The sequence below is a fragment of the Dongshaea marina genome (genome assembly GCF_003072645.1).
Taxonomy (GTDB): Bacteria; Pseudomonadota; Gammaproteobacteria; order Enterobacterales; family Aeromonadaceae; genus Dongshaea; species Dongshaea marina.
The window spans coordinates 3,537,041-3,563,827 of the sequence record NZ_CP028897.1; the positions used below are offsets into that span (position 1 = coordinate 3,537,041).

Here is a 26,787-nt window from a genome sequence, read left to right on the forward strand (position 1 = left end):
ATGATGTTCCATTTTCTAAAGGCCCCGCCCACGCTTCCAGTCAACAGGGATCCAGAGCAGATCCGTGAGAGCTACCGTTACTGGCGAATTCACCTGATGCTTGGGATGTATCTGGGTTATGGCATCTTTTACTTTAGCCGCAAGAGCTTCAATTATGCCCTGCCTGCGATGCTTACCGATCTCAACCTCAGCACCTCAGATGCGGGGCTTATCGGCACCCTTTTCTATATCTGCTATGGATTGTCTAAGTTTTGTAGCGGCATCGTCAGCGATCGAGCCAACCCCCGCTACTTCATGGGCCTTGGGCTCATCGCCACCGGAGTCATCAATATACTATTTGGCCTGAGCAGCTCACTGGTCGCCTTTGCCCTGCTGTGGACCGCGAATGCCTTTTTCCAGGGATGGGGCTGGCCTCCCTGCTCAAAACTACTCTCCACCTGGTATTCGCGCTCGGAGCGTGGATTTTGGTGGGCGGTATGGAACACAGCACACAACACCGGCGGTGCCCTGATCCCCTTGCTGGTCGGTTTCTTAGTGCTGCACTATAGCTGGCGCATCGGCATGATAGTGCCCGGGGTTATCGCGATCCTGGTTGGGTTATTTCTCTGCTGGCGACTGAGGGATCGTCCCCAAAGTATGGGGCTGCCGAGCATTGGTCAGTGGCGTAACGATCCCATGGAGCAGGCCCATGAGGCAATTGGTCGGGGGCTGAGTCAAAGGCAGATCCTCAAGACCTATGTGCTGGGGAACAAATATATCTGGCTGCTGGCGGCGAGCTATATCATGGTGTACCTGGTGCGAACCGCCATCAATGATTGGGGCAACCTGTACCTGACCGAGCAAAAAGGCTACAACCTGCTGCAGGCCAACTCGGCTCTGAGCCTGTTTGAGGTCGGTGGATTTGTGGGTTCACTGATTGCCGGCTGGGGCTCGGATCGTTTTTTTGCAGGAAACCGCTCGCCGATGAATGTCCTGTTTGCGATAGGGATCCTGGTGGCTGTCGGTGCTTTATGGTTGATGCCGGTCGCCGGTTACCTGCTCCAGGCCTGCTGCTTTTTTATTGTCGGCTTCTTCGTCTTTGGCCCACAGATGCTGATCGGTATGGCCGCCGCTGAATACTCCCATAAGGATGCAGCGGGCGCCGCCACCGGATTTATCGGCCTGTTTGGTTACCTGGGCGCAGCCCTGTCGGGTTACCCCCTAGCCCTGGTCATGAGTAGCTGGGGCTGGGATGGATACTTTAGCGTGATCGCTATCGCTGCCGGAGTCACGGGATTACTGCTTTTGCCATTTATTCAAAGTCAAAAGTATCAAAATCCAGATCAATGTCAGAGCACTCCATCCCTATAACCCGGTTTTGGTGAATCGGCTCCATGTGAGCTAAAGCACAGTTTCAGTATCAACACCGAGAATAACAGGGGTCATCCGGCAAACTAGGAATATCTCTGATGCGCCATGAAGCAAGGATCTTCTAGGATAAAACTCCCAACGGACAGGAGATCCTACATATGAAACAATTGTTCCCAAAGCTCATAATTTTAGCTTTGAGCTTGATGAGTCTGAATGCCTGGTCAGCTACCCCTACAGCCCCCTCACCCAACAACAACTGAGCCAGGCTATTGAACAGCGGCTGACTGCCCAGCTGGGCGATCCAAAAGTAGCCAAACAGCTGAGTCAGTTTTTGATGCAAGAAGCCCTCACTTGGAAGGCTCCTACCCTGCCCGTAGAAAAAGCCGATACTATTCTCGCCTTTGCCTTTGGTAATCGCCTGGCTAAAAATGGCAATCAACTCCCGGGTAAAATGAATCAAAATCTGGCAGATCTGGTGGTTCGTCTTTACCAAAAAACCAACAAAACCGTCTATGCACAATGGGAGATAGCCCAGGCGATTGGTCAGCGGATCCCCAAAGACAAACTGATCGCCATCTATCCAAAGCTTGATCATGGAAAGCTCATCTATCTCAGTACCCATGGGGTCGCTCAGGAGGTTACTCGAAAAGCGCACGGCGCAAAAAATATGGGAAAGACCCTCATTGTTGCCTATGCCGAACATAGCCTCAGGGCCGTAGAGACTGCGAAAAATCTCGGCATTGATGCTTATGCCCCCGCAGGGGTTGCACTTCCGAGTGACTATGACACCAAATCAGGTCAGCCATGGACTCGCGATCGCCTGACCTTTGCATTGTATGAGATCGGGACCCGGGCCGAGATTCAGAGTAAAGCACTTCAGCAATAACCCCCGATGGCGCCAGGGCGGCGCCATCTCTACACTGTGATCTACTGCACAACTTACTGATTACCTGGGCCATATTAGGACTTTTTCCTAGTTCATTTAGGAATCTATCCGATCCTTAAACCGCCCCGCTCACATAGCATCAACTCAATCCCGGTTTGGTCTCATCTCATTGGAGATGGCCACGTATGATCGCTATGGAAACCAAGATGCTAAAACTACTCAATCAGGTGCGAAAGCCCACCCTGGATCTCCCTGTCGAAGTTCGTCGCAAGATGTGGTTTAAACCCTTCCTGCAATCCTATCTGGTGGTATTTCTCTGCTATATGGCGATGTACTTTGTACGCAAGAATTTCAACATCGCCCAGGTCGATATGATCAACAGCTACGGACTATCGATGACAGATCTCGGGCTGATTGGGCTCGGCTTTTCCATCACCTACGGCATCGGAAAAACCGCGGTGAACTACTATGCGGACGGTAAAAACAGCAAGCAGTTTTTACCATTCATGCTGATCCTCTCCGGCATTGCGATGATCGGCTTTAGCATCGCCATGGGTGGTGGAATGGTCAACCTTATTTTCATGATAGGTTTCTACTCCCTGAGTGGCCTGTTCCAGAGTGCCGGTGGCTCCAACAGTTACTCCACCATCACCAAGTGGACGCCTAAAAATAAGCGGGGCACCTGCCTTGGGCTGTGGAACATGTCTCACAACATCGGAGGCGCAGGAGCCGCCGCCGTCGCCCTGTTTGGTGCCAACTACCTGTTTAATGGCCATGTGATCGGTATGTTTATCTTTCCCTCGATCATCGCTTTGATCATCGGCTTCGTCGGCCTTCGCTACGGAAGTGACTCTCCCGAGGCCTACGGCTTGGGTAAGGTTGAAGAGCTGTTTGATGAAACCCTCAGTGATGAGGATGTCAAAGCCGAAGAGGATCAAATGACCAAGTGGCAGATCTTCGTTGAGTTCGTCCTCAAGAACAAGGTGATCTGGCTGCTGTGCTTTGCCAACATCTTCCTGTATGTGGTGCGGATCGGTATCGATCAGTGGTCTACCGTCTATGCCTATCAGGAGCTGGGCCTGTCGAAGGATATTGCGATCCAGGGATTCACCCTGTTTGAGGTCGGGGCCCTGGTCGGCACCCTGATGTGGGGCTACCTCTCGGATCTGGCCAATGGTCGTCGTGGCCTGATGGCTTGTATCTCCCTTGGGCTGATTATCGTCATGCTCTCTGTCTATCAGCATGCTACCAATGAGTTCACCTACCTGGGCTCTCTGTTTGCCTTAGGCTTTCTGGTGTTTGGCCCCCAGCTTCTGATCGGGGTTGCCGCCGTCGGTTTTGTGCCTAAAAAGGCGATCAGTGTCGCCGATGGGATCAAGGGAACCTTCGCCTACCTGATTGGTGACAGCTTTGCCAAGCTGGGCCTAGGGATGATTGCCGATGGCACCCCCATTTTTGGTCTCACCGGCTGGCAGGGCACCTTCGCTGCCCTGGATACGGCCGCCATGGTCTGTATTTCCCTGATGGCCTGTGTGGCAATCGCCGAAGAGAAGAAGATCCGTAAGGCCAAGAAGGCCCTACTGACAACCGCAACCGCGTAACTCTGGCACGCATGACAAGGAGGGAGCAGAGGTCTGTCTGCTCCATAACCACAGATGGCAAAACCCTTACACTGTTTTAACCCCAATGATATTCGGGGACGACTTGGAGATGAACTCAATCCGGAGCTCGCCTATCGTATTGGTGTCGCCTACACCAACACGATTCGCCCCTCCCGGGTCGTGGTTGGAGGGGATGCACGGCTGAGCAGCGAGCCCCTCAAGATGGCGCTGACCCGGGGACTACTGGATCAGGGAGTCGACGTGCTGGATATCGGCCTGTCAGGAAGTGAAGAGATCTACTTTGCAACCAGTCACTTAGGACTCGACGGTGGAATTGAGATCACCGCAAGCCATAACCCCATCGAGTATAACGGTATGAAGCTGGTCCGGGAGGGTGCTCGCCCCATCAGTCGCAACAGCGGTCTTCTGAAAATTCAACACTGGGCCGAGCTGGATAATCCACCGCCCGCAAATCAAAAAAAGCGGGGACACTACCAGAAGATCTCGGTAATAGATGAGTATATTCAGAAACTTCTGAGCTTTATCCAGCCGCAAAACCTCCGCCCCCTGAAGCTGGTGATCAACAGCGGCAACGGTGCTGCCGGTCATGTGATTGATGCGCTGGAGCGTGCTTTTAAGAGGCTTAATGTTCCTGTTCACTTTATCAAGCTCAATCATCACCCGGATGGACACTTTCCAAATGGGATCCCCAACCCGCTGCTTGTGGAAAATCAGCTTGAAACAGCCCAGGCAGTGCGAACGCACCGGGCCGATATGGGAGTCGCCTTTGATGGTGACTTTGACCGCTGCTTTCTATTTGATGAAAAGGGAGAGTTTATTGAGGGCTACTACCTTGTTGGGCTATTGGCTGAGCTGTTTCTTGAGCGGCATCCTGGCAGCACCATCATCCATGATCCCCGTCTGATCTGGAATACACAAGATGTTGCACACAGATGCGGTGGCAAAGCTGTGATGAGCCGCACCGGGCATGCTTTTATCAAGGAAAAGATGCGCCAGGAGAATGCGATTTATGGCGGAGAGATGAGTGCTCACCACTATTTTCGCGATTTTTACTACTGTGATTCAGGCATGATCCCCTGGCTGATGATCGCCGAGCTCATCTCACTGCGCCGCCAACCCCTGAGTGAACTACTATCCCGGCAGATAACATCCTACCCGGTCTCAGGTGAGATCAACCAAAGACTTCACGATTCCCGTGCCGCGATGGAGAACATTATAAAGAACTACCAGCCCCAGGCCCTGAGTCTTAAGCAAACCGACGGGATCACTGCAGAGTTTAGCGATTGGCGATTTAACTTAAGAGTTTCTAATACCGAACCTCTGGTACGACTCAATGTAGAAACCCGATCCGATCCAGCTTTGCTCAAACACAAAACCCGCGAGATCATGGAGTTACTTGAGCAAAGTGAGATCCAGGCCGTTGTGTAAATCATCCTTCTGCGGCAGGCTGGATGCAGTTTTATGAACCCCAAACACGCTGAATCAACAAACAGGGACGTATGACGTGAAACTAACATCTAAGGTTCTTTTATTGGGACTTGCCGGATTAGCCACCCAGGCATGGGCCGCCCATACAGACTACGAAGATAAACCGGTCACCTTTGAAAGCTGCGCCCGGATGACACAGCAGCAACAAGCTCTGCAATGCTATCTGGATTATGCGGTGAGTCATCACTACTTCTATAACAGCAATGGACAAAATGATAAAAAGCCGGTGCTTGAGGGCTTCAAACGAGCCCATCAACTGGCCCCGGGTGATATCAACATCGCCAACTCCTATGCCTATGCACACTTTTATATCGGCGATCTCAAGGGGGCGATCCGCCAGTTTGAAGCCAACTATAAAAAGTTCGGAGACTTTCAGTCTGGATTCCCTGCCGCCATGTATCTGCGGGCATCCGGCCATGAGAAACAGGCCCAACCTATTTTCGACTCCCTGTTAAAAAACTACCCAGAGCAGACCCGCAAGATGATGCAGGTACTGGGTGATGCCGATCAGATCTTAAAAGATCCGGCACTCATCCGCTTTAAAATCCCTGAGGTGAAGGAGCCCGGCCGTTTTCATGCCATTGTTGTGCTTGGATACCAACTCGACCCTAAGGGGCTGGCTCGCCCCGAGCTCACAGGGATCATGGCCCAGGCCCTGAAGGTAGCTCAACATTATCCGGACTCAAAGCTTATCGTGACCGGTGGCGTCCCTCGTAACGGACGCACCGAGGCACAGGTGATGAAGGAGTACTTTGTGGCCCATGGTATCGCACCATCACGGGTGATCCCGGAGGAGCTTGCAATCGACACGGTGCAAAACGCCATCTACAGCGCTGCCATCCTCAAAAACTGGAACATCAAGGAGGTGACGATTGTAACCCGGGCCGGACATATTCGCCGCGGTAGCGCCCTGCTGGAGCAGGCAGCCGATAATGCCGTACCCTGGAATATCGCCATCAACTCAATCGCCTGGAAAGATCTTAACTTTAAAACCGAGCAGCAGGCTAAACAGATCCTGACCCGGGGTGAAGCCGGTTACATAGATACCTACCGGGATGTGTACCGGATCTACTATCAGGCATTTCCCGGATTTATTCGCTAAAAGCCACTGTCGGGGAGAGAGCCTGTCTCTTTCCCCGCTAGATCTGGCATAGCTCGCTCAGTCCCCCATCCAGCACCAGATCATGCCCGGTGAGAAAGTTGTTGGAAAGATAGAGCTCTACCGCCGACATCACATCCTCAACCTGCCCACAATCGCCGGTATAGTAAACATCGGAATAGTCTCTTAGCTTTCCGCCATACTTGCGCCGGATCATCGGAGTATCTATGGTTGCAGGAGAGATAGCATTCACCCGGATATTAAACTCTGCATTCTCAATGGCGGCCACCCGGGTCAGGGCGGTGATTGAGGCCTTGGCTGAACTATAGGCACTGAATTTTTTCATCCCCCGTTGGGCCGTCGAGCTGGAGATATTGATGACTCGTCCTCCTGCTTGCTGGCCACGCATCCTTAAGATCTCATATTTCATACAGTTAAAGGTCGGAAGAAAAATAGCCGCCCACTCATCTGTGATGCTCCCGGCACTAAACTCGGTCAGATCGCTGCGCTGACCGGGAACGCCGGCACAGTTGACCGCAACATCCACCCTGCCGATATCTTCAAAGAGCGCCGCGACCTCGGCTTCATTCCCCAGATCCAAGCTGTGACAGATACTCTTCTCTAATCCCTCAACCGGCTGCCTGTCCAAAGCCCAAACCCTGTCTCCCCGAGACTCAAAACTGCTCGTAATATAGTGACCTATCCCAGAGGCCGCCCCTGTCACCACAACGACTCGACTCATTATTCAAGCTCCCCGCTCATCATCCATTAAACCAAAGCCGATTAAGGCACCCGATATTCTGCTACAGTGCTGTGTATAAATCAGTAGCCGAACACCATCATTGTAAAATCATCAGATATTGAGGGCGTGCACCTCATGCCATTAGCAAACCGGGAGAAAGTCATCTATGCCTGTCATCACTGAGCTCAGGGCCAAGGGACAGCAGAAAACCGTTAAGATCTGGACCAATGAGGTCGATTACCAGACGCAGGAGCAGCTGCGCAACACCGCCAGCCTGCCCTTTATCTACAGTCATATCGCAGCCATGCCAGATGTTCATCTCGGCAAAGGCGCAACGGTGGGCTCGGTGATCGCAAGTCAAGGGGCGATCATCCCGGCGGCGGTCGGGGTGGATATAGGTTGTGGCATGGATGCGCAACCCCTGGGGCTCAAAGCCAGCGAGCTTCCTGATGATCTCCATTCACTGCGCCTTGCCATCGAGCAGGCGGTCCCCCTTGGGGTCGGGGGTGAGCACAAACGTGAGCAGCTCAAACAGGATCACCCCTTGCCATTGAACTGAGAATGCTCCTGAAAAAACACCCCAAGCTTCTTAAGAAAAGCCAGCACACCCGATATGCAAAACAGCTGGGTACCCTGGGGGCAGGTAACCACTTTATCGAGCTGTGCCAGGATGAGCAGAAGCAGCTCTGGGTACTGCTGCACTCGGGAAGCCGGGGGATTGGTAATCGTATCGGATGCTATTTTATTGAACTTGCCCGCCAGCAGGCTGCCGAGCACAGGCTGCATCTGACCGATCGGGATCTGGCCTACTTTTCTGAGGGCTCTGAATCTTTCGATGATTATATGCAGGCGGTGCAGTGGGCCCAAGAGTATGCCAGGCTCAACCGGGAGAGGATGATGCAAGAGATCCTCAAGGTACTTCAGACTGAGCTTGGCCCATTCAAGCTGAGCAATCCAGCCATCAGCTGCCATCATAACTTTGTGGCACGGGAAACCTTTGATGGTGAGCCTTTGTGGATCACCCGCAAGGGGGCGATTCAAGCCTATCCGGGTCAGCCAGGGATCATCCCGGGCTCCATGGGAGCCAAATCCTACATTGTCCGTGGGCTCGGTAATCCAGAATCTTTTTGTAGCTGCTCCCATGGTGCCGGGCGCAGGCTGTCGCGAACAGCAGCCCGCAAACAATTTAGCCTCGACGAGCTGGAGCGGCAAACCCGCGGAATTGAGTGTCGTACCGACAAAGGGGTGCTGGATGAGATCCCTACCGCCTACAAAGATATAGATAAGGTGATGAGCAATCAGAGGGATCTGGTAGAGATCCAACATACCCTGCATCAGCTCATCAATATCAAGGGTTGATCGAAAAAAAGGGTGACCCTGGGGCCACCCTTTTCATCCGTCTGACTTGCGCTAGTCCCTGAGCCCTAGTGCTCCCAGCAACTCCCTGACTGTTTGTATCCTTACACTCTTTCCGCTTGCCGTTCCCTTGGCGTGTCCCTTAATCATCCAGAATTTGCGCTGTCCATGTCGCAAGGTCTCCCTCCTGGAGGTGTCCTTTACCTCATCCTGAGGTGCTCCTCACCCAATCCATGAGTGTGTCCTGCTCATCCCTGATTTCGCACATCCTGTTGCGAATGCCTCGTCCTGAGGAGTCCTGGCTTCATCCTTAAAGCGCTATCCCTGCCTCTTCCCAGAGGTGTCCTTCATCCCTGATATCACAACATCCCGTTGCGAACGCCTCATCCTGAGGTACTCCCGGCTTCATCCTAAAGCTCGTCCCTGCCTCTTCTCCAGAGGTATCCTCATCCCTGATTTCGCATCTTCCTGTTGCGAATGCCTCATCCTGAGGTGTCCCGGCTTCATCCTTAAAGCGCTATCCCTGCCTCTTCCCAGAGGTATCCCTCTTCCCTGATTTCGCACATCCTGTTGCGAACGCCTCTTCCTGAGGCAATCCTTGCTGCATCCTGCCGTGTTCAGGTATCTTTCCCTGTGGAGTGCTTCCTAGCCATGACTCAATCCCTAAGCCATCTCCCCCTGTTCACGCCTACCACTATACGGATTGCCAAAGGTACCACAAGGCGATCTGGCTCACACTTTTGATGCAGAAAACCACCCATTGAAATTTATCTATATAAAACAATCTATTAGGTATTTAGTGAGAGAAAAAATCCCTCTGGAACCGCTGTTTGCCTGCTGCTGTAGTGCCATTGTCCCGCATCGGCAATGGTCAATGTCTCACAGACTCAATCGAGCGCCAACTGAATAATTATGCCAAATGAATCCACCTTGTGTGCTTTTCATTTGCTCCAGGCATTATTTATCTCCCAGGTCCTCGATAACTTTTTACTTTGTATAGAAGAGATAAGGATGCCTGGTGGCAAGATATAAATAGGGGTGATCATCAGAGCTGAGGTGCCCGCCGACAAAGCTAAAAACGGATTTTAGCGGCTTTATCTGTCTGCAAAACGATCGGCAACTGGCTGGCAAGCTATCGCTTAATATAAATTCATCAGGCTTGAATGGCAGGCAAAAAAAAGCACCCGCCTCAGCGGGTGCTTTTCACTGCGATGGAAGCAAATCTTCCTTCGCTAAAACTTACAGTACGTCGATTGCGTTCAGCTCTTTGTACGCTTGCTCCAGGCGAGCGATCATAGAGGTCTGGCCCTGACGCAGCCATACACGTGGATCGTAGTACTTCTTGTTAGGCTTGTCGGCACCCTCTGGGTTACCCAGCTGGCCCTGCAGGTAAGCTTCGTTCTCTTTGTAGTAGTTCATGATACCTTCCCAGCAAGCCCACTGAGTGTCGGTGTCGATGTTCATCTTCACTACGCCGTAGCCGATAGACTCAGAGATCTCCTCAGGAGTAGAGCCGGAGCCACCGTGGAATACGAAGTTCAGGCTGTTCGCAGGGATACCGAACTTCTCAGAAACATACTTCTGAGAGTCGTCCAGGATCTTAGGAGTCAGCTCTACGTTACCTGGCTTGTATACGCCGTGTACGTTACCGAAAGAGGCTGCGATGATGAAGCGATGGCTGATCGCGTTCAGCTTCTCGTAGGCGTATGCAACGTCTTCAGGCTGAGTGTACAGAGAAGAGCTATCCAGGTGAGAGTTATCAACACCATCTTCTTCACCACCGGTACAACCCAGTTCGATCTCCAGAGTCATGCCCAGCTTCGCCATGCGCTCCAGGTACTTGGCAGAGATCTCGATGTTCTCTTCCAGAGACTCTTCAGACAGATCCAGCATGTGAGAGCTGAACAGTGGCTTACCAGTCTCTTCGAAGTGCTTCTCACCCGCGTCCAGCAGTCCGTCGATCCAAGGCAGCAGTTTCTTAGCCGCGTGGTCGGTGTGCAGGATCACAGGAACCCCGTAAGCCTCAGCCATCATGTGAACGTGCTTGGCACCGGATACAGCGCCCAGGATCTGTGCCTGCTGACCTTCCAGCTTCACGCCTTTACCCGCAACGAATGCAGCGCCACCGTTAGAGAACTGGATGATCACAGGCGCCTTTACCTTAGCTGCAGATTCCAGAACCGCGTTCACAGAGTCGGTACCAACGCAGTTTACTGCTGGCAGAGCAAATTTGTTCGCCTTCGCGATCTCAAAGACCTTCTGTACGTCTTCACCAGTCAGTACGCCAGGTTTTACTACGTCAAAAATTTTCTGAGACATTTTGTCGTCCTATTTCATTAGCTAACTAAATTCAGCCAGGCTACCGCTTGTTATGCCATAGCCATCAACAAAAAGCGGGACGCCCCAAGGCTCCCGCTCTTCAAAATTAACCCTTGGCACGCTCTTCAAGAATCGCAACCGCTGGCAGCGTCTTGCCTTCAACAAACTCGAGGAAGGCACCACCACCGGTCGAGATGTAAGAGATCTGATCCTTGATTCCGAACAGGTCGATCGCCGCCAGGGTGTCACCGCCACCCGCGATAGAGAAGGCATCAGACTCAGCGATGGCGCGACCGATGATCTCGGTACCACGACGGAAGTTTTCAAACTCAAACACGCCAACCGGACCGTTCCAGATGATGGTCTTGGCGTTTTTCAGGATCTCAGCCAGCTGCTGGGCAGACTCATCACCCAGATCCAGGATCTCTTCGTTATCTGTTACTTCAGATACCTTCTTAACGGTCGCAGGTGCAGACTCGGAGAACTCAGGTGCGGTACGAACATCTGAAGCCACAGGAATGTCACAGGTCTCCATCAGCTTCTTCGCTTCAGGGATCAGATCCGCTTCGTACAGGGAGTTACCCACGTTGTAACCGGAAGCCGCCACGAAAGTGTTAGAGATACCACCACCGACAACCAGCTGGTCAGCGATCTTAGACAGAGACTCAAGTACGGTCAGCTTGGTAGAAACCTTAGAACCACCCACAACGGCAACCATTGGGCGAGCAGGGTTATCCATCGCCTTACCCAGAGCTTCCAGCTCACCAGACAGCAGAGGACCGGCACAAGCCACAGGTGCAAACTGAGCCACACCATAGGTAGAAGCCTGAGCACGGTGAGCGGTACCGAATGCATCCATTACGAAGACATCACACAGAGCCGCGTACTTCTTGCCCAACTCCTCGTCGTTCTTCTTCTCACCCTTGTTGAAGCGAACGTTCTCCAGAACCACCAGCTCACCAGCGTTCAGCTCCAGGCCATTCAGGTAGTCCTTCTCCAGGCGAACTGGAGCTTCAACTGCATCCTTGAGGTAATCAACTACGGGCTGCAGAGAGAACTGTGCGTCATACTCACCTTCAGTCGGACGACCCAGATGTGAAGTCACCATCACTTTAGCACCGGCAGCCAGTGCTTTTTGGATGGTTGGCAGGGAGGCGACAATACGAGCGTCAGAGGTCACTTTTCCTTCTTTCACAGGTACGTTCAGATCAGCGCGGATCAGAACACGCTTCCCAGCAAGATCTAAGTCAGTCATTTTAATTACAGACATAATCAGTCCTCTATTATTTTCCAGAAATAAGGATTCTTTGGCCCTAAACCTCGAAGGCCATCAGTTATTCGGCCTCATAAGAGCCAGGGTTGTATCTAACATCCGATTGGCGAACCCCCACTCGTTATCGCACCACAGCAGCAACTTCAGTAACCGGCCATCACTGACCCGGGTTTGCGTTGCATCGACGATACAGGAGTGAGAATCGTGATTGTAATCTACCGAAACCAGAGGTTGATCCACATAGTCGAGGATCCCACGCAGCGGCCCCTGGGCTTGTTGCTGCAAGAGGTGGTTGACCTGGGTTTGGGTGACCGCCTGCTTCAAACAGACAGTCAAATCCATCGCAGTCACATTGACCGTGGGAACACGGACCGCGGTGGCTTCAAATTTACCCTCAAAGTGAGGCAGTATTCGCTCGATCCCTTTGGCAAGTCCGGTATTGACCGGGATCACCGAAACGCCTGCTGCGCGGGTGCGCCGCAGATCGGGATGATAGCTATCGATCACCTGCTGATCGTGCATCGCCGAATGAATGGTGGTGATGCTGCCACGCTCAATCCCAAATGCCTGATGCAGGGCTTCAATCGCCGGGATCACACAGTTGGTGGTACAGGATGCATTGGATACCAGCTTCTCATCACCGGTCAGCGATTGATGATTCACCCCATAGACAATGGTCGCATCCAGATCGGAAGCACCCGGGTGAGAAAACAGCACCTTGGAGGCTCCGGCTGCCAAATGCAGCTCTCCATCGGCCCGCGACCCATAGATGCCGGTACAATCGAGCACCAGATCAACGCCCAGCTCGCGCCAGGGCAGCACAACCGGATCGGCCTGGTTAAACAACTGGATGGAGTCTTGGGCGACTTTAAGGGTAGACCCCTCAAGTTCGACGGGGAAAGCAAAACGACCATGGGTGGAATCAAAGCGGGTAAGATGCGCCATGGCATCGAAGGGGGCGAGATCATTAATCGCAACAACCCGGATCTGCTGCTGACGATCAGATTCATAGAGCGCACGTAACACGTTGCGTCCTATTCGTCCATAGCCATTGATCGCGATTGTTATCATAGATCCTTTCCGGAAACATCCTACCAGTAGCGAAACCGTGTCAGGCTGGTCTGTCACGGCGCAGCCTATCCTAACAGATCCCGCACCAAAAAATGAAGCGGGACGAGCCCGCTTCACACTTCATTACATTTATTTACCGGTTAGCCCAGCAGAGACTCGGCAGTTTCAACCACATTTTCGACGGTGAAACCAAACTCTTTGAACAGTTGGTCGGCCGGTGCAGACTCACCAAAGGTATGCATACCGATGATTTTGCCCTCAAGACCCGCGAACTTGTACCAGTAATCCGCGATTCCAGCCTCGACCACCACACGCTTGGTGACCGCTGCAGGCAGGACTGATTCACGGTACTCTGGGGTTTGCGCGTCAAACTGATCCACAGACGGCATGGAAACCACGCGAACCTTACGACCCTTGGCGGTCAGATCCTCATAAGCGGCAACCGCCAACTCAACCTCGGAGCCGGTTGCGATCAGCAACAGCTCAGGCTGGCCAGCACAATCCTTGAGGGTATAGCCGCCCTTGGCTACATCAGTCAGCTGCTCGGCACTACGCTCCTGCTGAGCCAGTCCCTGACGGGAGAAGATCAGAGAGGATGGTCCCTCTTTACGCTCAATGGCGTGCTTCCAGGCAACCGCAGTTTCAACCTGGTCACAGGGACGCCAGGTGCTCATGTTGGGCAGCAGACGCAGGGTTGCGGTCTGCTCAACCGGCTGGTGCGTTGGGCCATCTTCACCCAGACCAATGGAGTCATGGGTGTAGACAAAGATAGAGCGCTGCTTCATCAGAGCCGCCATCCGCAATGCGTTGCGGGCATACTCCATGAACATCAGGAAGGTACCGCCGTACGGGATAAAGCCACCGTGCAGTGCGATGCCGTTCATGATGGCTGACATACCGAACTCACGCACCCCATAGTGCAGGTAGTTACCAGAGGCATCTTCCGGGGTGATCGACTGCGAGCTCTTATGGAAAGTCAGGTTCGATGGTGCCAGATCCGCAGATCCACCCATCAGCTCGGTCAGGATCGCACCAAATGCATCCAGCGCATTCTGTGATGCCTTGCGGCTGGCGATCTTAGCAGGGTTTGCCTGAAGCTCTTCGATGAACTTCTGGGCTTCGGCCTGCCAGTTCGCCGGCAGATCACCTGCAATACGACGCTCCAGCTCTGTAGCCAGCTCAGGATGAGCGGCCTTATAGGCAGCCATCTTATCGCTCCACTCCTGCTCCAGCTCAGCACCCTGGCTTTGGCCATTCCAGCCCTGGGCGATATCCGCAGGGATCACAAATGGAGCGTGCTCCCAGCCCAGCTCTTTGCGGGTTGCAGCAATCTCGGCATCACCCAGTGGCGCACCATGACAGTCATGGCTGCCGGCCTTGTTTGGCGAGCCAAAGCCGATGGTAGTCTGGCAGCAGATAAGGGACGGGCGAGTCGTTTCAGCTTTGGCAGCATCGATCGCTGCCTGGATCGCCTCTGCGTCATGGCCATCCACCACAGGGATCACATGCCAGCCGTACGCTTCGAAGCGCTTAGGCGTGTCATCACTGAACCAGCCCTCCACTTCACCGTCGATTGAGATGCCGTTGTCATCCCAAAATGCGATCAGTTTACCCAGCTTCAGGGTTCCTGCCAGGGAGCAAGCCTCGTGGGAGATCCCCTCCATCAGACAGCCATCACCCATGAAGGCATAAGTGAAGTGATCGACCACCTCATGACCGACACGGTTGAACTGAGCCGCAAGAGACTTTTCTGCGATCGCCATGCCGACAGCATTAGTGATCCCCTGCCCCAGTGGACCTGTGGTGGTTTCAACACCCGGTGCATAGCCATATTCAGGGTGACCCGGAGTGCGGGAGTGCAGCTGGCGGAAGTTTTTCAGATCTTCGATAGAGAGGTCGTAACCGGAGAGGTGGAGCAAAGAGTAGAGAAGCATAGAGCCATGGCCGTTTGAGAGTACAAAGCGGTCACGATCTGGCCATTGCGGGTTGCTTGGGTTATGCCGCAGATTCGTACGCCACAAGACTTCGGCAATATCTGCCATCCCCATGGGCGCACCTGGGTGACCCGAATTTGCCTTTTGAACGGCATCCATACTCAACGCTCGAATCGCATTAGCGAATTCTTTACGAGAGGCCATCTGCATCTCCTCAAATTGTAGTTTCTGACTGGGTGGAAAAATCAAATCGAAATGGTATCTCAAACCCAATTCTTTACCCGCAACCTTTTCGGTCTATCCACGCGGGTAGAGCATCTTTTCTGACGAGCTTCACAAAACATCGGCTCAGCCGGGGGCAATTATTACCGTCTGAGCTGCTGCTGGCAAGACTCGGCCTCCTTTATCTGAGCGCTTTATTGATCAGGGCTTCATTCAATCATGCCACAGCCGGACAAAACTGCTTTACTTAAGTAACCCGGCCATATGACAAATTCAATCGCCTCTGGAAGCAGCTCATGAATTGTTGCTGCATCCAGAAAAAAATGAATCGCTTCATCAAACCTGGCTTTGAAAGAGTCAAATGAAGCATAAATGGCTGACAAATGGGCCAAAACATTATTCAATAGAACCTTTTGTTAACCGAATATCAACAAGTGAAGTGTAGATTTACTCAAAAGAGGACTGGCATTGTGAGCTCACCCTCACTAGAATAGCCATCCAGAAGTCAATACAGCTAAACGTATCTACGGTTAGCTTTCTATACAGAATGATAGGTACTACCATGGCAAAACTATTTACCTCTGAATCCGTGTCCGAAGGACATCCTGATAAAATCGCTGACCAGATCTCTGATGCCGTCCTCGACGCTATCCTGACCCAGGATCCCAAGGCTCGGGTTGCTTGTGAGACCTTCGTCAAGACCGGCATGGTGCTGGTTGGTGGTGAAGTCACGACCTCTGCCTGGGTTGATATCGAGCATCTGGTTCGTGAGACAGTGACTGATATCGGCTATGTTCACTCGGATATGGGTTTTGATGCTGCCTCCTGTGCAGTACTCAATGCCATTGGTAAGCAGTCGCCGGATATCAACCAGGGTGTAGACCGTACCGACCCACGTGAGCAGGGTGCCGGTGACCAGGGCCTGATGTTTGGTTACGCCAGTGATGAAACCGATGTCCTGATGCCAGCTCCGATCACCTACTCTCACCTGCTGGTTAAGCGCCAGGCTGAAGTACGTAAGAACGGTGTGTTGCCCTGGCTGCGCCCGGATGCCAAGAGCCAGCTGACCTTTGCTTACAATGATGATGGCAGTATCCAGGGCATCGATGCCGTGGTTCTCTCGACCCAGCACCGTGAAGATGTTCAGCAAGATGAGCTGGTTGAAGGGGTACAGGAAGAGATCATCAAGCCGGTTCTGCCTGCCGAGTGGTTAACGAAAGATACCAAGTACTTCATCAACCCGACCGGCCGTTTTGTGATCGGTGGTCCTATGGGTGACTGCGGTCTGACCGGCCGTAAGATCATCGTAGATACCTATGGCGGCCGTGCCCGTCACGGTGGTGGCGCATTCTCAGGTAAAGATCCATCCAAGGTGGATCGTTCAGCAGCCTATGCAGCTCGTTATGTCGCTAAAAACATTGTGGCTGCAGGTCTTGCCAAGCGCTGTGAAATCCAGGTCTCTTATGCGATCGGTGTGGCTGAACCGACTTCGGTACGGATCCAGACCTTTGGCACCAGTGTGATCCCTGAGGAGAAACTGGAGCAGATGGTTCGCGCTCACTTTGATCTGCGTCCTTATGGCCTCATCCAGATGCTGGATCTGGAGCGTCCAATCTATAAGGCTACCGCGGCCTATGGTCACTTCGGTCGTGATGAGTTCCCATGGGAGCGCACCGACAAGGCTGAACTACTACGCGCTGAAGCAGGTCTGTAATGATTCGAGGGGGCGGATGCCCCCTCTTTTATTTGCTCTTAAACGCCACCCAATCCGGGCAACGGCATCAGTCTCTGCGAAGGGTGTCATAGTTAAGCCGTGCTAACTCGTCCCGACACCAGGCGATCGCCTCCTGCTCATCCTCAAAATAACGCACCTTAAGCTGAGAGTCGCCAATACCAACCGTATACTCTCTCGCCACCATCTTCTGCATCTGCTTGAGTTCGATATTTGGCAAAATGGCGTGCACACGCAAATTCAACCCAATAAGTTGATGGACCCCCTCGTGGAAAAATTCCACCAGCTCCGGAGATCCCAGCTCCCAGCGCCGCATATCCGCGATGCCGGCCCAGGGCTTATCCATCAGATGATCTTTCACCAGCTGCAGCTGTTCATCCACTAGAGCATGCGCCGTTAGCATATTCCAGGCACCACACATCCTTACCAGATGAATACGCTCATCGTAATGGGATCTATCGATGAGATAACTACCATGCCCACTTTGCTGATAAACCATTCCCCACTCCAAGATGGTGCTCGTCCATCTACTGATCATTATAGTTGTGCGCGAATCGTCTTTATGAAGCTAGCATAAGGGAATCAGGACTTACCTTGATCTGGCACCGGATCTGGATTTGCTTTTTATATATCCTGCGGATGACTTTTTGTGGCTACCGCCACAGGTGTCGGGGGTGCCCGACGGCACATTACTTTTGTATCGCCAAAAGTAATCAAAAACTCCCTTCGCGTGATGCATTTATCATCCCTGATAAACTCCCCCAGCTCGATATCCTATCTCGCGTTTCGTGACTCTGGGAGTCACTTCACCCCTCCATCAAGCTACGGAGCTCGCCGATTATCATCCCTGATAATCCTACCAGCTCGGTAACCCTACCTCGCGTTTCATTGCTCCGGGAGCAATTCCACCCTGCCTCGAAAACAAAAATAGTGGATTTATCGTTCGCATCGGCGCTCGCTCACGGGGAATACTTCCCCTTTGATTCGTGCCTGAAAATCATAATGCGAGTGAAGCCGAATGGCAGGATGCCATGAGTGCATAGCCACGCCAAGGACGGCGTGTCTATGCTTGAGCTTCAAGGAGTAAGTGATTTTCAGGATCTTCACGAATCGAGGGGCACCCTCGGGGTTGTTAGGGGGACTGGGTGAGCAGTCCCCCTAACCCGTAGTCCGCGGCCGGACAATTGTGCCAAAGGCACAAAAGTGCTGACCGCAAGTCAAACCAGGTCGATCTTTATCCTGCGGATAGCTATTTGTGGCTATCGCCACAGAAATGTCGGGGCGCCCGACAGCGAGCAAAGGGGCAAAACGCCTTTCCCCTTTGCAATCCCCTAGCGCCCCGAGTCTCGCTGAATCCTCGCCTCCCCTAAGGATCATGGCACCGCTTAGACATCACGTCCATGTGATGACTAAGCTCTCGCGATATCCCTATCGCTCAACCTTAATCCTTAACGGTTCGCCTCGGCGCTCGCTAACGGGGTTTAAACTCTCCTTTGATTCGCACCGAAGGGTCACGTTGGTGTTTGAGATTGAAGGATATGGATATCCTGAAAGCAGGGTCGAGCCATGGATGGCCCGTTTCTGCGTATCTCATAAAACCAGTGGCTCTGAGGATCAACGCGAATCGAGGGGCACCCTCGGGTTGTTAGGGGAACTGGGTGAGCAGTTCCCCTAACCCGTAGTCCGCGGCCGGACAATTGTGCCGCAGGCACAAAAAAGCTGACCTCAGGTCAAATCATTGAAGTTTGCTTTGTCCCAATAGCTAACTTTTTATATATCCTGCGGATGACTGTTTGCCACTTCGTGGCAATTGTCGGTCTCGCCCGACCGGCGAGTCACTTTTCTGTCAAGAAAAGTAACCAAAAGTTCGCTCCGCGCTGCGAGTCCCTCCGCAGAGCTGCGCCCCTCGGCATCCTGCCTCGACAGGGACAAGCTATAACTTTCAACTGCTCACTATAGAGCTAACCATGGGGAGGCTTCCCTTAGATTTGCGCCGAAGGCACAAAGAGCAATCTCAAAAAGCTATATTGAACTTGCGTAGCCTCGCGGTGAGGCTACAAACGGAAACGTTACTTCTCTTTTGAGTCCAGGTAGGTAAGAAACTCATCTCTGGGATGGACCCGGAAAACCACCCGCTCCGCCTCATCCAATGAGATCCTAAGATACTGCCTGGCCGAGCGGATCACTCCCGGCTTCCCTTCGTAAAGGACCTTAGCTCCCCGGTAAGCGGGAACGCCATACCTGTCCCTCACCGTTTTCATGCTCATATCATTCCTTATTTTTTATCGGGATAAGATGATCTCCGCCCCGCTGATTGAAGCATCTCGTCCCACAACACGCTCATAAGTATGTTATATCACCAAGAATCACTCAAAAAGCGACCAGGGAGCTCCTAAAAGCTCGCCGTTGCGGGTCTTGGTAAATAAAGCCCTGGCGGGCCAAGAGTCAGCCTGTGACATCCCACAGCGGAATATGTAAAAACGCAGCCAACCTCTGAGCATCATGGCGAATAAGCCTCAGATTGCCATGATCCACAACATTCAGACGACTTGCATCCCTAAGTACCAGGTTCAACTCGTAGCTAAAACTTCCACTACTACCACTGTCTGTATTCGAGCGGCAATACTCCCTGAGGAGTTGGATGGCGTGAATATCCCGTAGGGCACAGCTCTCTTTCACCCTCTCCTGCTCTCCAAGCCTTGGCTGCCGCCGCCCCTTCCAGTAATATCCGGCATCCAGATCGAAGACCCTGGGCAAGCTCCAGCTACGCAGAATAAGCACGCCTACGGCGAAAAATATTGTCCCAAAAGGCAGCCCAAAATAGATGAGCTCCTGCCCTATGATCGCCGATGTCATCCAGGCGATAATTCCAACCGCAATAAATACCAGAGCAAACAGCCGTGCCGAGCTACGGATCCTGAACTCATAACGGGCCAATGAGACTTGCCTCAGGTTATGAGTCGCAAAATTGGTTCCTCCTGGTTTGAGCGGACTCCAGGCGGTCTGCATCGCCACCTCATCTTCAAAGCAGGACGGATCAAACGACAATCCTCCCGATCCCCGGCTCGTTAACTCGCGGATCTTATCGCGAAGTGGCATAGGCAACTCTCCCTGGCTAATCCTTCCTCCAGTCTACTCCTTGATATTTAACCCTGTGAAGCCTCTTGGGTACAAGCGTTATCCGTAACTCACAGGCCTCTCATTAGCTACACTTAGGGAAGAAAATCTCAGGAGAGCGATACCATGTTTTACCGGATGCTCTGTTTTTATTGTCTGTGTCTATCTTCACTCCTGCTTCTATCCACTGCCCGGGCCAGCCAGCCCATCGTTGCGGCAACCGCTCCCTGGAAGCCCTACACGATACAGTCCCATACCAGACTCAGCGGGATCGCCGTCGATATTTTTCAGGAGATCGCCAAACGAGCAAATCTCTCGGTTGAGCTCAAACTCTATCCGGCCAAGCGGCTTAGTAAAATGCTCAAACACAAGGAGATCCAGATCAACTTTGCAGACTCCAGAATATGGAATACACCGCATGATCAAGGCTACTTCATTTTTTCCACCCCTTACATGCAGGTCAGGGAGCATGTCTATCGAAACCTGCTGTCACCTCCGATCAGTACTCCCGAAGATCTGAAAGGTAAGCGGGTTGGAGTTGTCAGGGGATATTACTACCCCCTGTTTGAGCCACTGTTCGATTCAGGAAGCATAGTGAAAGATCAGTCGAACAATGCCGAAATCCTGCTGCAAAAATTAAGCATGGATCGTATCGATTACGGATTCTTTGATGACATCCAGTTTATGTATCTGCTGTCTCGCTCAACTTTTTCGCCAGGAAACTTCCATCGGGAGATTCGACTTTCCGAGGCACCTCTATCTGTTAAAATCCATCCCGATTACCATCAGCTGCTCAAGCCGATAAACAAGGCAATAGGCGAGATGACTGAAGATGGCACCATTAACGAGATCATCGCTCGTTACAAGCAATCGGGAAGTTTTGAATAAAGTTCAGGGGATCTGATGGGGCGACTCGCTACAGCTTAGATAGCGTCGCCCATCTCCCTATGCAGATTTGAGCATATTGCGATGATGAGATGCCAGGCTATCCAGCTCCTCCTGAGTCGGATACTTCTTGAATAACTTCTCTTCAATCCGGCACTGTTCAAAATGCCTTTGGGCCTCCACCGAAGAGCCAACAGCAACTGCGGCGATCACATGACGCCCAAGCTTTCTGTATGCTTCAAGGCGATGCCGACCATTCAATAAAACCCGGTCACAACCAATCACAATCGGGTTCAGCAGACCCACTCGCTCGATAGATTCAGCCAACTTCCCCACCAACTCCTGATCCAGTTGGCTGGCATTATCTGGGATAGTAATGTCATCTACTGGAATATAGACAGCTTCTTCGAACCAAAAACTCATGAGTAATTCCCTCTACTGTTCTGGTTTCCTGCTCTTGTGAGCAACTCAGCGACGCTCCATTGTTCGCAGCTCACACCTTATTCCGGTCTCATCCGGAAATACCCCATACCAAAAGTATTTATGAGCCCCACTGATTTTGCATACAAAAAGTGTGGTTAATTGCGTGATATACAACACAAATTTCCCGTTCGCCCCCAATCTCTGACTTCTATTTGGCAAATTCCCCTCCCCCGAGGAGAGGTTCCGGATTAACCCCATAGTCGATCGCCATCATTTCGCGCTATAATGGCGGGTTTTTATAACCCCTTAAGCCGGAGAGACCCTTGCAATTTACTGATTTTTCGCTCGACAAACGTCTGTTACGTACCCTGGAGCATATGGGATTTGATACACCAACCGAGATCCAGCAGCAGGCGATACCTACAGCGATGGCAGGCAAGGATCTGATCGCCTCCTCAAAAACCGGCTCGGGGAAAACCCTGGCGTTTCTACTTCCGACCATGCAGCGGATCATCCGCCAGAAAGCCCTCAGTAAACGCGATCCCAGGGTCCTGATCCTGCTTCCCACCCGGGAGCTGGCAAACCAGGTTTACGCCCAGCTGCGGCTGATGGTCGCCAATACGCCTTTTAAAGCGATCAGTATTCTCGGCGGAGAAAACTTTAACGATCAGGCGAAAGCCCTGAGCCGGGATCCCCATATTGTGGTTGCAACCCCAGGCCGTCTGGCCGATCACCTTGAGCAGCGTAACCTGTACCTGGCTGGCCTGGAGCTCTTGATCCTGGATGAAGCGGATCGCATGCTTGATCTGGGCTTTGCCCCACAGCTTCGGGCGATCAACCAGGCGGCCGATCATCGCCAGCGCCAGACCATGATGTTCTCTGCAACCCTTGAAAATGCAGAGGTTAACTCTCTGGCTGCCGAGCTGCTCAGAGAGCCCAAGAGGATCGCGATTGGCCAGGCCAATACCGAGCACCAGGATATCAAACAGCGCTTTTACCTGTGCGATCACCTGGATCATAAGCAGGCTTTGTTACAGAAAATCCTGGGCACAGAAGAGTACAAGCAGGTGATTATCTTCACCGCAACCCGCGCCGATACCGATCGCCTGGCCAAGCTTCTCGATGAGTCGGGAATTAAAGATACTGCAGCACTCAGTGGGGATCTCAGCCAGGGGGCTCGCAACCGAATCATGGATGGCTTCAGTCGAGGTATTTACAAGGTTTTGATCACCACAGATGTGGCCTCCCGTGGCCTGGATCTCGTCAATGTCTCCCATGTCATCAACTTTGATATGCCAAAGTTTGCCGAAGAATATGTGCACCGAATCGGCCGCACCGGACGTGCCGGACTCAAAGGCGATGCCATCTCTCTGGTAGGCCCCAAAGATTGGGAGAATTTCAAGAAGGTTGAGGCCTTTCTTGCCCAGGAGCTAAGCTTCAGCACCATTGAGGGGCTGGAAGCAAAATTTAAGGGGCTACAGCCTAAGCCAAACAAAAAGCACACTTCAAAACGCAAGGGCCCTGCAACAAATAAGCCTAAAGCTAAGGCGAAAGACGCCAGCAAACCCAAGGCGCAGCGTAAGCGCTTTGTGCAGGGCATAGAGATGGGAGCAGCTCCGATTAAACGCAAGCCCAGGGTTGCCCCGGAAGATATAGATAACTCTAACGAAGAGTAATCCATCCTTACCAGTGGCAGCCGAAGCTGCCACTGGCCTTCAGCTCTCAGTCTCAGGATAAGTGCAGAGCCTCAACCCAGGATAAGCCGTGACTAATAACGATATCTTACGCCGGCTACGCTACATCTTTGATATTAGCGATAGCAAAATGATCGCCCTGTTTGCCAAAGCGGACTATGCCGTAACCCGAGAGCAATTAAGCTGCTGGCTCAAAAAAGAGGATGACCCCAGCTACAAAAACTGTGGCGATCATCAACTGGCTCACTTTTTAAATGGCTTCATCAGTGTTCATCGTGGCCAAAAAGAGGGACCGGCCCACCCTGCAGAGAAGCGCCTGAATAACAATATTATCTTCAGAAAGCTGAAAATCGCCCTCAACCTCAAGGATGATGAGATTCTGGCTATCCTGGATCTGGCCAACCTCAGAGTCAGCCGCCACGAGCTGAGTGCATTTTTCAGAAAGCCTGAACATAAGCACTTTCGTGAGTGCAAAGATCAGATCCTGCGAAACTTCCTCTATGGGATGCAGCTCAAGTACAGAGATAAGACTGAGTAACAGCGTATTTTACTCCTCAGTTCAGGGTAAAGTTCGCAATAAGCGCGCCGGATTTCCGGCGTAGATCCCCCTTTGTTTGATATCCCGGGTGACCACGGCACCTGCTCCAATCACGGCTCCATCGCAGATCTGTACCGGTAAGATGGTCGCATTGGAGCCAATCGTAACCCCATCTCCGATCCGGGTCTCACCCCAGCTCCTGGGATCCGGATCCGGCGCTCCGCCTTTGAAGAGATCATTAACAAACATCACCCCGTGGCCGATGAAGCAGTTTTTCCCAAGTGTTACTTTCTCACAGATGAAGGTATGGGATTGGATCCGGGTACCCTGGCCTACCACCACCCGCTTTTGGATCTCAACAAAGGGCCCGACGAAGCAATCATCCCCAAGGGTACATCCATAGATATTCACAGGCTCAACCAGGGTGACATGATCACCAAACCGAACATCACGGATCCCTGCCTGTATCACCTTTGGAGCTCTTAGTGTCATCTGCATCCCTCATTGTTAGCCGGTTGAGGCCCTCCTGTATGATAGGTGCGCCCCCTTTCCGAGAATTTATCCAGTGCCGAGTTATCGCCCCCTGACAGCCCGGCAAAAGCCCCCCCAGGGTTCGCATTCACCCCGTTCAAATGTTAAAATTAGCGGTCTTGCCCGGAACGGTTCGGGGCTTTCCCAACACGGATACCAGCCATCAAGTGTCAAATGATTGGAACATATTTTGAATTCAAATAGTGGAAAACGCCTTAATAAATTTATCAGCGACTCAGGCTTTTGCTCCCGCCGTGAAGCTGACAAGCTGATTGAGAATAACCGGGTGACCATCAATGGCCAGATCCCGAACTGGGAACTAAGGTTACTCCCGAAGACGTCGTTGAGGTTGATGGTAAGCCGATCCACTCCAGTGACAGTAACCGCTCCGATCGTGTCTATATCGCCTATAACAAGCCGGTGGGGATCACCTGTACCACAGAGCGCCACGTCAAAGGAAACATTATTGATGCCGTTGGCCACCCGGAGCGGATCTTTCCTATCGGTCGACTGGATAAGCCCTCTGAGGGGCTTATCTTTTTGACCAGCGATGGCGATATAGTCAATAAGATCCTGCGCTCGGAGAACGCCCATAGCAAGGAGTATGTGGTCACGGTCGATAAGCCTCTGACCGAGCACTTTGTGAGACAGATGTCTAAGGGGGTTCCGATTCTCGATACCATCACCAAACCCTGCAAAGTAAAGATCGAGAGTCGCTTTGTGTTTAATATCACTCTGACTCAGGGACTGAATCGGCAGATCCGCCGGATGTGTCATTACCTGGGATACGAGGTCAAAAAACTCAAGCGAGTGCGGATCATGAATGTTCAGCTGGGGAACCTCAAGCCAGGGCAGTGGCGAGATCTGACCGAAAAAGAGATGACAGAGATTAACAAGGCTGTTGCCGGCTCCCGTAAGACCGCGCTAACGGCCGATGCCAAGCCTCAACCGAACAAAACCAGGGCTCGTCAAAGCTCTAAAGTCAGATACAATAGTCAAACGATCCTGAAAGCTAAAAAACGTAGCAAATAACGATCTCAACCCCAAATACAGGAATAACACCTTGAGCCCAACCGACTTTTCAACTCTTAAGCTCGATCCACGTTTACTGGAAAACCTTAGCTCTCTGGGGTACCAGGCCATGACGCCGATCCAGGCCCAAAGCCTGCCTGCGATCCTGGCCGGTAAGGATGTGATCGCCCAGGGAAAAACCGGCTCGGGAAAAACCGCTGCGTTTGGCCTGGGGCTTCTGAACAAGCTCGATACCGCCAATCTGTCAATCCAGTCCCTGGTATTGTGCCCGACCCATGAGCTTGCCGATCAGGTCGCCAAAGAGATCCGCAAACTGGCTCGCAATATCCCCAATACCAAGGTGCTGACCCTGTGTGGTGGCATCCAGGTTGGTCCTCAACTTAAGTCTCTTAAGCATGGTGCTCATATAGTGGTGGGAACGCCGGGGCGCATCGAGGAGCTGCTCCTCAAGGGAGAGCTCGAATTCTCTCATTTACAAACTCTGGTGCTGGATGAAGCCGACCGGATGCTGGATATGGGCTTTCTGCCCTCCCTGGAGGGGATCCTCGAAGAGCTGCCGACCCAGCGCCAGACCCTGCTGCTGAGTGCAACCTACCCAAGAAAGATCCGCGTCCTCGCCAGCGAATTCATGCAGTCGCCGGAAATGATCCAGGCCGCAACCTTTCATGATAGCAACAGCATAGAGCAGCATTTCTACCAGGTAGAGGATGAGAAATCGCGGATGAAGGCGCTCAGGCTGCTGCTACAACAGTCTCACTCCCAAAGCTGCGTGGTGTTCTGTAACACCAAGCATGAAACCCACGAGGTCGCAGAGGCTCTTGCCGGCTACGGTTTCAGCGTCCTGGCGCTATCGGGTAAGCTTGAGCAAAAAGATCGAACCGAGCTATTGGTTCAATTTGCCAATAAAAGTGTCTCCGTGCTGGTCGCCACCGATGTTGCCTCACGGGGTCTAGATATTGAATCCATCGATGTGGTGATCAACTACCAGCTGGCAAAAGATACCGAAGTACATATCCACCGTATCGGACGTACCGGACGAGCCGGCAGTAAAGGGCGAGCCTACACCCTGTGCTCGGCCGAGGATGAGCCACAACTCAAGCAGCTGGAAAAATTCCTGCGTCAGGCGATCCGCTTTGGCTCACTTCCCCCCGTCAACCTGCTGGATAAGCCGACCAAGCCAGCACCCATGAGAACCCTGCAGATCGATGGAGTGAAAAAATACAAGGTTCGTCCGGGTGATATTTTGGGGGCTCTGACGGCAGGCCAGGATATTGATGGCAAGGAGGTCGGTAAGATCAACCTCTTTGAATATTGTGCCTATGTCGCGGTCCAGAGGGATATTGTTGGACTTGCCCTGAAAAAACTCTCCCAGGGCAAAATGAAGGGACGCTCATTCCGGGTTCGAATCTTATAGACCCCCTGTAATCCTCTATGGCCCTTAGCGTTTTGCCCAGGGCCATAGAAAACCCGAAA

General features: G+C 52.4%; 25 protein-coding genes. 14 read left to right on the forward strand and 11 right to left on the reverse strand.

What is annotated here, in order from left to right; all coding sequences use genetic code 11:
• The first annotated feature begins 3 nt into the window (after nucleotides 1-3).
• From uhpC to DB847_RS16590, 5 genes are all read left to right on the forward strand, one after another.
• Nucleotides 4-1,350 (forward strand): MFS transporter, encoded by a 1,347-nt coding sequence (gene uhpC / locus DB847_RS16570; RefSeq protein ID WP_108651700.1) that lies wholly within the window; start codon nucleotides 4-6, stop codon nucleotides 1,348-1,350.
• A gap of 334 nt (nucleotides 1,351-1,684) precedes the next feature.
• A complete protein-coding gene (locus DB847_RS16575) occupies nucleotides 1,685-2,236 on the forward strand; it encodes a hypothetical protein (protein WP_199911598.1) in 552 nt (183 codons plus the stop codon).
• Nucleotides 2,237-2,442: 206 nt separating this feature from the next.
• Nucleotides 2,443-3,837, forward strand: coding sequence for a hexose-6-phosphate:phosphate antiporter (gene uhpT / locus DB847_RS16580; protein ID WP_108653002.1), 1,395 nt, complete (start codon nucleotides 2,443-2,445; stop codon nucleotides 3,835-3,837).
• A gap of 54 nt (nucleotides 3,838-3,891) precedes the next feature.
• Nucleotides 3,892-5,286: a phosphohexomutase domain-containing protein gene (locus DB847_RS16585; RefSeq protein ID WP_108651702.1), complete on the forward strand. Its 1,395-nt coding sequence runs from the start codon at nucleotides 3,892-3,894 to the stop codon at nucleotides 5,284-5,286.
• Nucleotides 5,287-5,362: 76 nt separating this feature from the next.
• A complete protein-coding gene (locus tag DB847_RS16590) occupies nucleotides 5,363-6,448 on the forward strand; it encodes a YdcF family protein (RefSeq protein ID WP_199911599.1) in 1,086 nt (361 codons plus the stop codon).
• Nucleotides 6,449-6,485: 37 nt separating this feature from the next.
• Here DB847_RS16590 and DB847_RS16595 read toward each other — a convergent pair whose 3' ends face one another.
• Nucleotides 6,486-7,187: an SDR family NAD(P)-dependent oxidoreductase gene (locus DB847_RS16595; protein ID WP_108651703.1), complete on the reverse strand. Its 702-nt coding sequence runs from the start codon at nucleotides 7,185-7,187 to the stop codon at nucleotides 6,486-6,488.
• 166 nt (nucleotides 7,188-7,353) lie between these two features.
• Here DB847_RS16595 and DB847_RS26430 point away from each other — a divergent pair, with 166 nt between their 5' ends.
• Entirely contained in the window at nucleotides 7,354-7,746 is a 393-nt protein-coding gene (locus DB847_RS26430) for an RtcB family protein (protein ID WP_325049087.1), read from the forward strand.
• Between the two features lie 2 nt (nucleotides 7,747-7,748).
• Complete coding sequence (locus DB847_RS16600) at nucleotides 7,749-8,546, forward strand: RtcB family protein (RefSeq protein ID WP_325049088.1); 798 nt, start codon at nucleotides 7,749-7,751, stop codon at nucleotides 8,544-8,546.
• Between the two features lie 1,236 nt (nucleotides 8,547-9,782).
• On the opposite strand, the gene fbaA is transcribed toward DB847_RS16600, so the two are convergent.
• From fbaA to DB847_RS16625, 5 genes are all read right to left on the reverse strand, one after another.
• Nucleotides 9,783-10,862, reverse strand: coding sequence for a class II fructose-bisphosphate aldolase (fbaA, locus tag DB847_RS16605; protein WP_108651704.1), 1,080 nt, complete (start codon nucleotides 10,860-10,862; stop codon nucleotides 9,783-9,785).
• 106 nt (nucleotides 10,863-10,968) lie between these two features.
• Complete coding sequence (pgk, locus tag DB847_RS16610; RefSeq protein ID WP_108651705.1) at nucleotides 10,969-12,132, reverse strand: phosphoglycerate kinase; 1,164 nt, start codon at nucleotides 12,130-12,132, stop codon at nucleotides 10,969-10,971.
• A 60-nt stretch (nucleotides 12,133-12,192) separates the two neighbouring features.
• Nucleotides 12,193-13,206: an erythrose-4-phosphate dehydrogenase gene (gene epd / locus DB847_RS16615; RefSeq protein WP_108651706.1), complete on the reverse strand. Its 1,014-nt coding sequence runs from the start codon at nucleotides 13,204-13,206 to the stop codon at nucleotides 12,193-12,195.
• A 140-nt stretch (nucleotides 13,207-13,346) separates the two neighbouring features.
• Entirely contained in the window at nucleotides 13,347-15,344 is a 1,998-nt protein-coding gene (tkt, locus tag DB847_RS16620; protein ID WP_108651707.1) for a transketolase, read from the reverse strand.
• Between the two features lie 227 nt (nucleotides 15,345-15,571).
• Nucleotides 15,572-15,766 (reverse strand): hypothetical protein, encoded by a 195-nt coding sequence (locus DB847_RS16625; RefSeq protein WP_159084689.1) that lies wholly within the window; start codon nucleotides 15,764-15,766, stop codon nucleotides 15,572-15,574.
• Nucleotides 15,767-15,924: 158 nt separating this feature from the next.
• Between DB847_RS16625 and metK the strand changes: the two genes are divergently transcribed.
• Nucleotides 15,925-17,076: a methionine adenosyltransferase gene (gene metK / locus DB847_RS16630; RefSeq protein ID WP_108651709.1), complete on the forward strand. Its 1,152-nt coding sequence runs from the start codon at nucleotides 15,925-15,927 to the stop codon at nucleotides 17,074-17,076.
• A 67-nt stretch (nucleotides 17,077-17,143) separates the two neighbouring features.
• Here metK and DB847_RS16635 read toward each other — a convergent pair whose 3' ends face one another.
• The 3 genes from DB847_RS16635 to DB847_RS16645 form a co-directional block, all read right to left on the reverse strand.
• Nucleotides 17,144-17,593 carry a hypothetical protein gene (locus DB847_RS16635; RefSeq protein ID WP_108651710.1) on the reverse strand — a complete coding sequence of 150 codons (450 nt, stop codon included), beginning with the start codon at nucleotides 17,591-17,593 and terminating at the stop codon, nucleotides 17,144-17,146.
• A 1,570-nt stretch (nucleotides 17,594-19,163) separates the two neighbouring features.
• Complete coding sequence (locus tag DB847_RS16640; RefSeq protein ID WP_199911600.1) at nucleotides 19,164-19,355, reverse strand: hypothetical protein; 192 nt, start codon at nucleotides 19,353-19,355, stop codon at nucleotides 19,164-19,166.
• A 184-nt stretch (nucleotides 19,356-19,539) separates the two neighbouring features.
• Nucleotides 19,540-20,193, reverse strand: a complete 654-nt coding sequence (locus DB847_RS16645; protein WP_108651712.1) for a hypothetical protein — start codon at nucleotides 20,191-20,193, stop codon at nucleotides 19,540-19,542.
• Between the two features lie 144 nt (nucleotides 20,194-20,337).
• Between DB847_RS16645 and DB847_RS16650 the strand changes: the two genes are divergently transcribed.
• Nucleotides 20,338-21,099, forward strand: coding sequence for a substrate-binding periplasmic protein (locus DB847_RS16650; protein WP_108651713.1), 762 nt, complete (start codon nucleotides 20,338-20,340; stop codon nucleotides 21,097-21,099).
• A 57-nt stretch (nucleotides 21,100-21,156) separates the two neighbouring features.
• Here DB847_RS16650 and DB847_RS16655 read toward each other — a convergent pair whose 3' ends face one another.
• Complete coding sequence (locus tag DB847_RS16655; RefSeq protein ID WP_108651714.1) at nucleotides 21,157-21,519, reverse strand: ParB N-terminal domain-containing protein; 363 nt, start codon at nucleotides 21,517-21,519, stop codon at nucleotides 21,157-21,159.
• Between the two features lie 323 nt (nucleotides 21,520-21,842).
• Here DB847_RS16655 and DB847_RS16660 point away from each other — a divergent pair, with 323 nt between their 5' ends.
• Nucleotides 21,843-23,195, forward strand: a complete 1,353-nt coding sequence (locus tag DB847_RS16660) for a DEAD/DEAH box helicase (RefSeq protein WP_108651715.1) — start codon at nucleotides 21,843-21,845, stop codon at nucleotides 23,193-23,195.
• Between the two features lie 88 nt (nucleotides 23,196-23,283).
• The gene (locus DB847_RS16665; RefSeq protein WP_108651716.1) at nucleotides 23,284-23,751 is read left to right on the forward strand and encodes a YehS family protein; all 468 of its coding nucleotides are present in this window, start codon (nucleotides 23,284-23,286) and stop codon (nucleotides 23,749-23,751) included.
• Nucleotides 23,752-23,772: 21 nt separating this feature from the next.
• Here DB847_RS16665 and DB847_RS26135 read toward each other — a convergent pair whose 3' ends face one another.
• A complete protein-coding gene (locus tag DB847_RS26135) occupies nucleotides 23,773-24,243 on the reverse strand; it encodes an acyltransferase (RefSeq protein WP_108653004.1) in 471 nt (156 codons plus the stop codon).
• A gap of 229 nt (nucleotides 24,244-24,472) precedes the next feature.
• Between DB847_RS26135 and DB847_RS25715 the strand changes: the two genes are divergently transcribed.
• Genes DB847_RS25715 through dbpA form a run of 3 tightly spaced genes read left to right on the forward strand, consistent with a single transcriptional unit; the run spans nucleotide 24,473 to nucleotide 26,728 of the window.
• Nucleotides 24,473-24,826: a S4 domain-containing protein gene (locus tag DB847_RS25715; RefSeq protein WP_234418418.1), complete on the forward strand. Its 354-nt coding sequence runs from the start codon at nucleotides 24,473-24,475 to the stop codon at nucleotides 24,824-24,826.
• A complete protein-coding gene (locus DB847_RS16675; RefSeq protein WP_234418634.1) occupies nucleotides 24,709-25,314 on the forward strand; it encodes a pseudouridine synthase in 606 nt (201 codons plus the stop codon). The genes DB847_RS25715 and DB847_RS16675 overlap by 118 nt, the downstream gene beginning before the upstream one ends.
• A 31-nt stretch (nucleotides 25,315-25,345) precedes the next feature.
• Nucleotides 25,346-26,728, forward strand: a complete 1,383-nt coding sequence (dbpA, locus tag DB847_RS16680; RefSeq protein WP_108651717.1) for an ATP-dependent RNA helicase DbpA — start codon at nucleotides 25,346-25,348, stop codon at nucleotides 26,726-26,728.
• Nucleotides 26,729-26,787 lie beyond the last annotated feature (59 nt).

Coding starts and splice junctions, on each gene's coding strand:
- pgk (WP_108651705.1), bottom strand. CDS start 12,132: ATGTCTGTAATTAAAATGACTGACTTAGATCTTGCTGGGAAGCGTGTT.
- DB847_RS16640 (WP_199911600.1), bottom strand. CDS start 19,355: ATGAAAACGGTGAGGGACAGGTATGGCGTTCCCGCTTACCGGGGAGCT.
- DB847_RS26135 (WP_108653004.1), bottom strand. CDS start 24,243: ATGACACTAAGAGCTCCAAAGGTGATACAGGCAGGGATCCGTGATGTT.
- uhpC (WP_108651700.1), top strand. CDS start 4: ATGTTCCATTTTCTAAAGGCCCCGCCCACGCTTCCAGTCAACAGGGAT.
- DB847_RS26430 (WP_325049087.1), top strand. CDS start 7,354: ATGCCTGTCATCACTGAGCTCAGGGCCAAGGGACAGCAGAAAACCGTT.
- DB847_RS16650 (WP_108651713.1), top strand. CDS start 20,338: ATGTTTTACCGGATGCTCTGTTTTTATTGTCTGTGTCTATCTTCACTC.
- DB847_RS16635 (WP_108651710.1), bottom strand. CDS start 17,593: ATGGTTTATCAGCAAAGTGGGCATGGTAGTTATCTCATCGATAGATCC.
- DB847_RS16575 (WP_199911598.1), top strand. CDS start 1,685: ATGCAAGAAGCCCTCACTTGGAAGGCTCCTACCCTGCCCGTAGAAAAA.
- DB847_RS16655 (WP_108651714.1), bottom strand. CDS start 21,519: ATGAGTTTTTGGTTCGAAGAAGCTGTCTATATTCCAGTAGATGACATT.
- epd (WP_108651706.1), bottom strand. CDS start 13,206: ATGATAACAATCGCGATCAATGGCTATGGACGAATAGGACGCAACGTG.
- metK (WP_108651709.1), top strand. CDS start 15,925: ATGGCAAAACTATTTACCTCTGAATCCGTGTCCGAAGGACATCCTGAT.
- DB847_RS16645 (WP_108651712.1), bottom strand. CDS start 20,193: ATGCCACTTCGCGATAAGATCCGCGAGTTAACGAGCCGGGGATCGGGA.
- fbaA (WP_108651704.1), bottom strand. CDS start 10,862: ATGTCTCAGAAAATTTTTGACGTAGTAAAACCTGGCGTACTGACTGGT.
- DB847_RS16585 (WP_108651702.1), top strand. CDS start 3,892: ATGGCAAAACCCTTACACTGTTTTAACCCCAATGATATTCGGGGACGA.
- DB847_RS16595 (WP_108651703.1), bottom strand. CDS start 7,187: ATGAGTCGAGTCGTTGTGGTGACAGGGGCGGCCTCTGGGATAGGTCAC.
- uhpT (WP_108653002.1), top strand. CDS start 2,443: ATGCTAAAACTACTCAATCAGGTGCGAAAGCCCACCCTGGATCTCCCT.
- tkt (WP_108651707.1), bottom strand. CDS start 15,344: ATGGCCTCTCGTAAAGAATTCGCTAATGCGATTCGAGCGTTGAGTATG.
- DB847_RS16600 (WP_325049088.1), top strand. CDS start 7,749: ATGCTCCTGAAAAAACACCCCAAGCTTCTTAAGAAAAGCCAGCACACC.